Genomic DNA, 1052 nt, shown 5'->3' on the forward strand with positions numbered 1-1052 from the left:
AGTTTATCAGTAAATGATTTTTGAATCGCGTTCATAGATTCCTCCTTTTATTCTACAGTCTATTATAACTCTTTTCACAAAGGAAGCAACTAAAAAACATAAAAGGCAAGGACATTGTCCCTCACCTTTTTCAAATTTATACTCTTCGAAAATCTCTTCAAACCACGTCAACGTCGCCTTGCCGTACTCAAGTACAGCCTGCGGCTAGTTTCCTAGTTTGCTCTTTGATTTTCATTGAGTATTAAACTAAATTAAATAATATTAGCACGGAGAATTTCTAATTCTTCCTTGGTCAAGCGACGCCATTCCCCTCGTTCTAGGTTCTCATCCAAGACTAGCGTTCCCATAGTCAAACGTTGCAAGTCCACTACTTCCTTACCACAGTAAGCCACCATACGTTTGACCTGGTGGAACTTCCCTTCTGCAATAGTCACACGGATTTGGCTCTGATTCTTTTCTGCATCTGTGGAAAGAATCTCCAGTCCAGCGGGCTGACAGGTAAAGTCTTTGAGCGGAATACCCTCAGCAAATATCTCCACATCTTCTTGGGTCATAATTCCCTTGACCTGAGCCAGATAGGTCTTATCCACATGACGCTTAGGTGAAAGAAGAGCATGGGCCAGCTTGCCGTCATTGGTCAAGAGCAAAAGACCATGCGTGTCAATATCCAAGCGTCCTACTGGGAAAACTTCCTTGCTCCGAGCCAAGTCATCCAACAAGTCCAGAACGGTTCTGTGCTTGGGATCCTCAGTCGCTGAAATAACTCCTTGGGGTTTGTTCATCATGTAGTAGACAAACTCTTCATACTCCAGCACTTGCCCATCAAAGCGAATCTCATCTCTTTCTTCATCAATCTGCAATTTAGCTGATTTTTCTTTTTTACCATTTACCGTCACACGCCCGGACTTGAGCAAGTTTTTGACCTCAGTCCGACTTCCCACAGCGCAGGCAACTAAAAATTTATCCAATCTCATAGAACTATTATATCATATCAAAAGGAGACTGGTACAATGACCAACCTCCTTTTCGTTTCATACTCTTCAAAAATCTCT

The 1052-nt window shown here is 42.3% G+C and carries 1 protein-coding gene; it reads right to left on the reverse strand.

The annotated features are described in order from the left end of the window. Positions 1 to 251 precede the first annotated feature (251 nt). Positions 252 to 974, reverse strand: a complete 723-nt coding sequence (locus HT697_RS06995; protein WP_173253121.1) for a pseudouridine synthase — start codon at positions 972 to 974, stop codon at positions 252 to 254. Positions 975 to 1052: the final 78 nt, after the last annotated feature.

The sequence above is a fragment of the Streptococcus sp. 1621 genome, from assembly GCF_013276615.1.
Classification (GTDB): Bacteria; Bacillota; Bacilli; order Lactobacillales; family Streptococcaceae; genus Streptococcus.

Bases quoted from the DNA above. Each gene is read 5' to 3' on its own strand.
- HT697_RS06995 (WP_173253121.1), bottom strand. From the start codon at position 974: ATGAGATTGGATAAATTTTTAGTTGCCTGCGCTGTGGGAAGTCGGACT.